Annotated in this window: 5 protein-coding genes; all 5 read right to left on the minus strand. The window is 33.9% G+C overall.

Annotated elements, in window-relative coordinates; translation table 11 throughout:
- Window positions 1–504 (minus strand): transposase (locus JJE11_RS12485; RefSeq protein WP_291636092.1); only part of this gene is annotated, 504 nt, incomplete at its 3' end.
- A 164-nt stretch (window positions 505–668) separates the two neighbouring features.
- Window positions 669–2,216, minus strand: coding sequence for an efflux RND transporter periplasmic adaptor subunit (locus JJE11_RS12490; protein ID WP_291636094.1), 1,548 nt, complete (start codon window positions 2,214–2,216; stop codon window positions 669–671).
- A gap of 54 nt (window positions 2,217–2,270) precedes the next feature.
- Window positions 2,271–2,921 (minus strand): efflux RND transporter periplasmic adaptor subunit, encoded by a 651-nt coding sequence (locus JJE11_RS12495; RefSeq protein WP_291636096.1) that lies wholly within the window; start codon window positions 2,919–2,921, stop codon window positions 2,271–2,273.
- A 43-nt stretch (window positions 2,922–2,964) separates the two neighbouring features.
- Window positions 2,965–4,953 (minus strand): ABC transporter ATP-binding protein, encoded by a 1,989-nt coding sequence (locus JJE11_RS12500; RefSeq protein ID WP_291636098.1) that lies wholly within the window; start codon window positions 4,951–4,953, stop codon window positions 2,965–2,967.
- On the minus strand, window positions 4,950–6,324 hold a 1,375-nt coding region (locus JJE11_RS12505), incomplete at its 5' end, for an ABC transporter ATP-binding protein (protein WP_291636100.1). The genes JJE11_RS12500 and JJE11_RS12505, both read right to left, overlap by 4 nt.

Below are 6,324 nucleotides of genomic sequence, written 5' to 3' on the forward strand. Positions count from 1 at the left end.
ATCACTATACTTAAAATAACTTAATATTATTTCAGTATTTACCAATTTACTCTTTTCTCCTATAAACATTCTATAACTAGTCCATTGATATTTTTCTGGTATAGATACCATTTTGGCTTTTACTGGATTTAAATGCACATATCTACTAGCTTCTAAAATTTGCTTATCACTTTCTATTAATTTTGAAAAATACTTTGCTTGAAATAAATGACCTATATAATTATATTTCCTATTAAAGTATTTCGTATAAATTGAATTTATTCTTCTCATTATCCTTGTTAAAGGCTCTTCTCCAGTTTTTATAATAAGATGTACATGATTATCCATTAAACAATATGCTACTAATTCATAATTTGTATGACTATAATAAATAAGTGCTTCTCCTAAAGTAGTTAAATATGCTTTAAAATCTTCCTCATCTTTAAATATATCATTTTTATTATTTCCTCTAGTTGTTATATGATAAATTGCTCCTTCATACCATATTAATTTAGGTGTTGACATTAAAATTCTCCTTTTATTATGTTTTTATTTTAATTATAGACATAAATTTTCTTACCTAAACAAAAAAACATTTCATTAAATTTTACTCTAATGAAATGCCTGGTAATTTGGTAATTTTCTGGACCTCGGGGGTGCTTGGTGCTTGGTGGGAGGTGCTAGAACGGTTAGAACGGTTGTGTTAAGATTACCTCGTCGCCTTCAATTAATCCACTTTTAATTTCTATATAATCAGCATTACTTACGCCCAATTCTACTTCTGACCGCTTTTCAACATTTCCTTTTAATGAAACATAACTCTTCCCATCCTCCTTTGTTATTGCGGAAACAGGAACATACAAAACATCTTTTTTATTAATTGCTTCCACCTCGGCATTGGCATTCATTCCACCCTTTAGTATATCAAAGCCACCTTCAACTTTAATAGTTACAAGGTAAGTGGTTACTCCGCTTACAAATACTCCCTTGACTGCAACAGTATCAACCTCTCCTTTAACTGGAGTAGTTAATGTACTAGAAATGGAATTAACGCTAATATTTACATTCTGACCAACTGCAATCTTAGCTATATCAATTTCGTCTACAGGTATATTGAACTTCATCTCAGCTATATCTGAAACTTCCGAAACTAGTGCTCCAGCGTTTAAGGTATCTCCAACTTGAAAATTCACCGATGATAATACTCCATCAATAGGTGAAGTTATATTAAAATACTCAAGCTGCGAGGATGCTAAATTTATCTGATCCTGAGAAGTTTCAATTGCTATATTAGAAACTTCTTGAGCGCGTATAACAGCACTATTTTCTATTTGGATAAGCTGGGCTCCTGAGTTGACCTTTTGATCTTCTTTAACAACAATTCTTTGAACCGTTCCCCCAGTTTTACTAATAACTGATTGCTTGGTTATATAATTTAAAATGGCAGAATTTGTACTAACTACGCTCCCTTTAGAGGTTTTAACATCTGCACTAGCAGTCATACCACCAATAATAGCACCGGGATTGTTTAATTGTATTTCTACCGTATATAATTGCCCACCCGAAATTGTTGATGATGGCTGATTACTTATATACGTTACAGTTCCATTAACAGACTGCATTAATGAGGTTATATTTACCTTAGCTACCTCACCAATTGTTATTTGAGCAACATCTGTTGCATTAAAAGCAAGTAGTACTTTAAGCTTTGAAGTGTCCGTAATTGTAAGAACTAGCCCTCCAGGTTGCAGCTTATCGCCTACATTTACTGCAATATTACTTACCTGTCCCGTAAATGGAGCACTAATTGATAAGTCTGAAACTGCTTCATTACTTGCCCCTTGCGATACCTGACTTTGCTTAAGTCCTTGCTTTGAGATATCTATAGAATTCTTGACATCTTTATCATCAAGCTCGTATATTACGTCTCCTGCCTTAACCTCGTCTCCTATTTTAAAGTTAACCTTTTTAATTGTAGCGTTAACTCTTGAGTAAAGTTTATTACTATTAGTAAAATATATAGGTCCTGCTCCCTTAACCGCTATGTTTATATCCCCTCTTTTTACAACTGCAGTTTTCTGATCTATAACCATGTTTGAACCAACTAATTTGTTACTCATCACTGTATTACTTAATATAACCACTGCAATAATAGCTATTATTATAACTCCACCTATTATTTTTGGGATCTTACTTTTAGGCTTTTTACTAGGTTCAATTATCAATTTTGGTTCCAATATTATTCACCTTCCATTCATATTCATTTAACTTATAAATTTCCTCGTGCGCCATTATTTTATATGAATTTTTACAATGGCATTTGTGCCTGGTAATAATTTAGTATCAATACTATCAAACTCGATTTTCACTTGTACTCTTTCTTCGACCTTTGTAAAAGTTCCACTAGTTTGAGCTGGAAGAAATGAAAACGAACTATTTGCAGCTTGTGCAATTGATTTTACTTTTCCGGTAAACTTTTTACCCTTAAATTGATCTATTGTTATATCAACTGCCTCACCTATCTTTATTTTAAACAAGTCAGTTTCATTGATATTAGAAACTATATAAATTTTATGAGGATCCATTATTAGAGCAAGTGTTGGAGACTGGAGGCTTGATTGAAATTCTCCAATGCGCACATTCTTTTGAACAACTACACCACTAATTGGTGCTCTTATATTTGCCGCCGCGCCACCATCTGCACCAGCTTCTAATCTACCTATAAGCTGATCCTTTACTACAACATCCCCTTCGTCCACATTAAATTCCAAAAGTTTTCCAGAAGCTAAAGGGATTACTTTGGTAAAATCAGCCGCTAGCTTTGCATTGTCTGTTGTCACATAATGGGTATATTCATACCAATAATATATTCCAGTAGACCCTCCTCCCAAAAGAATTAAGACTAAAATGATTGTTAACACTAATTTAAATTTACCCTTCATTTTGTACACCAACCTTTATTTTTTAAGAATTAATCCACTTATTTTAATTATCTAAATTTGCACCAGCAAATTGACTATTATAAAGATCTTCATAAAAACCCTTTTGCTCCAAAAGTTCATAATGGTTACCCATTTCAATAATACTTCCCTTATCCATAACCAATATTAACTCAGCATTTTTAATTGTAGATAGTCTATGGGCAATAACAAAACTTGTTCTATTTTTCATAAGCTCTGCCATAGCCTTTTGTATATAAACTTCTGTTCTTGAGTCAACGCTACTAGTAGCTTCATCAAGTATCATTATTGCTGGATTTGCAATTATTGCACGAGCAATGGTTAAAAGTTGCTTTTGTCCTTGAGATATATTAGACGCTTCCTCATTTAAAAGCGTATTGTAACCATCTGGTAGAGTCTTAATAAAGTGATGTGCATGAGCAGCTTTTGTTGCACGAATAACTTCTTCCTCTGATGATCCTTCTTTTCCATAAGCTACATTTTCCATTATTGTGCCATTAAACAACCAGGTATCCTGAAGTACCATACCAAACATGCTCCTAAGATCTCCACGGTTTATATCTTTAATGTTTATTCCATCAATATAAATAGCTCCGGAGTTTACTTCATAAAAACGCATCAATAGATTAACAAGTGTAGATTTACCTGCACCAGTTGGCCCCACAATCGCTATGGTATGACCCTGTTTGATATCAATATTCATATTAGTTATAAGTGGTTCTCCAGTTTTATAGCTGAAATCTACATTTTCGAATTTTACTTCACCTCTTGGCAATTGTAAAACTGTAACACTTCCCTCATCAGATATTTCTTCTCCCTCATCTAAAAGTTCAAAGACACGTTCAGCAGAGGCAACCGTTGATTGAATTATATTAGCAATATTTGCAGTTTGAACAATTGGTTGAGTAAACTGACTTGAATATTGAATAAATGCCTGAATATCACCCACACTAATTTTCCCTTGAGTGGCTAGAATACCACCTACCACCGACACTAAAACGTAACCTAAATTACTTATAAATCTCATTAGTGGCATTATCATACCTGAGATAAACTGTGCTTTCCAACCTGATATATATAGTCTTTTGTTAATTGTATTAAACTGTCTTATAGAATCCTTTTCATGTCCAAAGGCTTTAACAATTTTATGGCCTGTATACATTTCTTCCACATGACCATTAAGCGCGCCAATCTCTTTCTGTTGACCTGCAAAATATTTTTGTGATTTCTTCGCAATTAACATTACTACTATTGCATATATTGGCAGTGTTAATATAACCACCATTGTTAATAATGGGCTTATCGATAACATCATAACAACAACACCAATAATAGTGGCCATTGATGTAACCAGTTGTGTAAGACTTTGTTGAAGCGTAGTAGCGATATTATCTACATCGTTAGTAACACGACTTAATATTTCACCATGAGTTCTTGCATCAAAGAATTCAAGTGGTAATCTAGATAATTTATCTTCAACATCTGACCTAAGAACATAAACAGTCTTCTGAGCTACTCCAGCCATAATATACTGTTGAATGTAGCCAAATAATGCACTAATTATATATAATATGATTAACAGTAAAATTATACGTTTTATATATGGGAAGTTTATGTTACCACCATTAAAATTTATTATTTGAGCAATAGCAGCTTTAACTTTGGCGAGGCTCACTACAACTGTAGGGGTAGCAGTATATGGGTTAGCTGCTAGTGGTGCAAGCATAGCCTCTTGTGGTATTAGAGTTCTCAGCTGCATTTTAGCCATTATGCCCTCAAACAAACTAGTTGTTGCTTTTCCTAAAATTTTGGGACCCACTATACTAAAAATTGTACTTAGAATTGCAAATATAAATACCATAATAAATTTAAACATCTCTGGTTTTAAGTAAGCTAAAAGTCTAATTAAGGTACCCTTAAAATCCTTTGCTTTCTCTACAGGTTTTCCTAAGTTCCCTCCGAATCCACCACCAGGTCCACTTTTAGGTTTTTCACTTTTGGCATTTTCGCTCATTTCAATTCCTCCTCTGAGAGCTGTGAGGATACAATTTCATGATATACACTGCAGCTATCTAAAAGCTCTTTATGAGTTCCCATTCCGGCGATCAGGCCATCATCTAAGACTATTATTCTATCTGCGTCCATAACTGTTGCAACTCTTTGAGCTATAATAATAACAGTTGCCGTAGCTGTTTCCTTTTTAAGTGCTGCTCGCAGTTTTGCATCAGTTTTAAAATCAAGTGCTGAAAAACTATCATCAAATATATATATTTCTGGTTTTCTAACTAGTGCACGAGCAATAGAAAGACGCTGTTTTTGCCCACCCGAAACATTAGTCCCTCCTTGTGCAATAAAATGATCAAATCCCTTGTCCATTCCATTTATAAATTCTGTAGCTTGAGCTACATCAGCTGCATACACAATTTGATCCAGCGTAGCACTATCATTACCATATTTAATATTTTCAGTAATAGTACCAGAAAAGAGAACATTTTTCTGTGGAACGTAACCTATTTTTGATCTTAGATCTTCCTGGCTAATTTCGCGCACATCTGTGCCGTTCACCAAAACTGAGCCGCTCTGAACATCATAAAAACGAGGTATTAAGTTTACTAAAGTAGATTTGCCTGCCCCAGTACCTCCTATAATAGCTGTTGTTTCGCCAGGCGACGCACTAAATGTTATATTACTAATTGCCGGTTGTTCTGCTCCAGGGTAGCTAAAGGTGACTTCCTTAAACTCGACATAACCGCTTTTTTCATCTGCTAAACTTGTTTTTTCTAAATCTACGATATCAGGTTCCATATCTAATACTTCATTTATCCTTACTGCCGAAGCTTGACCCCTAGGTATCATAATAAACATCATTGCGACCATTAAGAAAGAAAATAAAATTTGCATACCATATTGAATAAATGCCATAAGTGCTCCAACTTGCATGTCACCAGCATCTATTCTCATACTTCCAAACCAGAAAATTGCAATTGTTGTAAGGTTCATAATAAGCATCATAACTGGCATAAGTACTGCCATGATTATATTTACTTTTACTGAGTTATCCATAAGATCACGATTTGCAAAGTCAAATCTTTGTCTTTCATTTTCTATACGATTAAAAGCACGTATTACTCTAATTCCTGTAAGCCCTTCACGTAAAACAAGATTTAATTTATCTAATTTAACCTGCATTAACTTAAACAGTGGAAGGCCTTTTCGAAGAACTGAACCGATAATAATAAAAAGTACCGGAATTACTACTACAAAAATCCAGGTTAGTACTTTGTCCTCTCTAAGAGCCATAATAATACCACCTATACCTGTAAGTGGTGCAAATAGCATTATAGAAAACATCATTACAGTTACTTGTTGAATTTGAGTTACGTCA

It is taken from the genome of Clostridium sp., from assembly GCF_016650095.1.
Classification (GTDB): domain Bacteria; phylum Bacillota; class Clostridia; order Clostridiales; family Clostridiaceae; genus Clostridium_AD.

What these genes read in the sequence shown, in the direction of transcription:
- JJE11_RS12495 (WP_291636096.1), bottom strand. Translation starts at nt 2,921, where the DNA reads ATGAAGGGTAAATTTAAATTAGTGTTAACAATCATTTTAGTCTTAATT.
- JJE11_RS12500 (WP_291636098.1), bottom strand. Translation starts at nt 4,953, where the DNA reads ATGAGCGAAAATGCCAAAAGTGAAAAACCTAAAAGTGGACCTGGTGGT.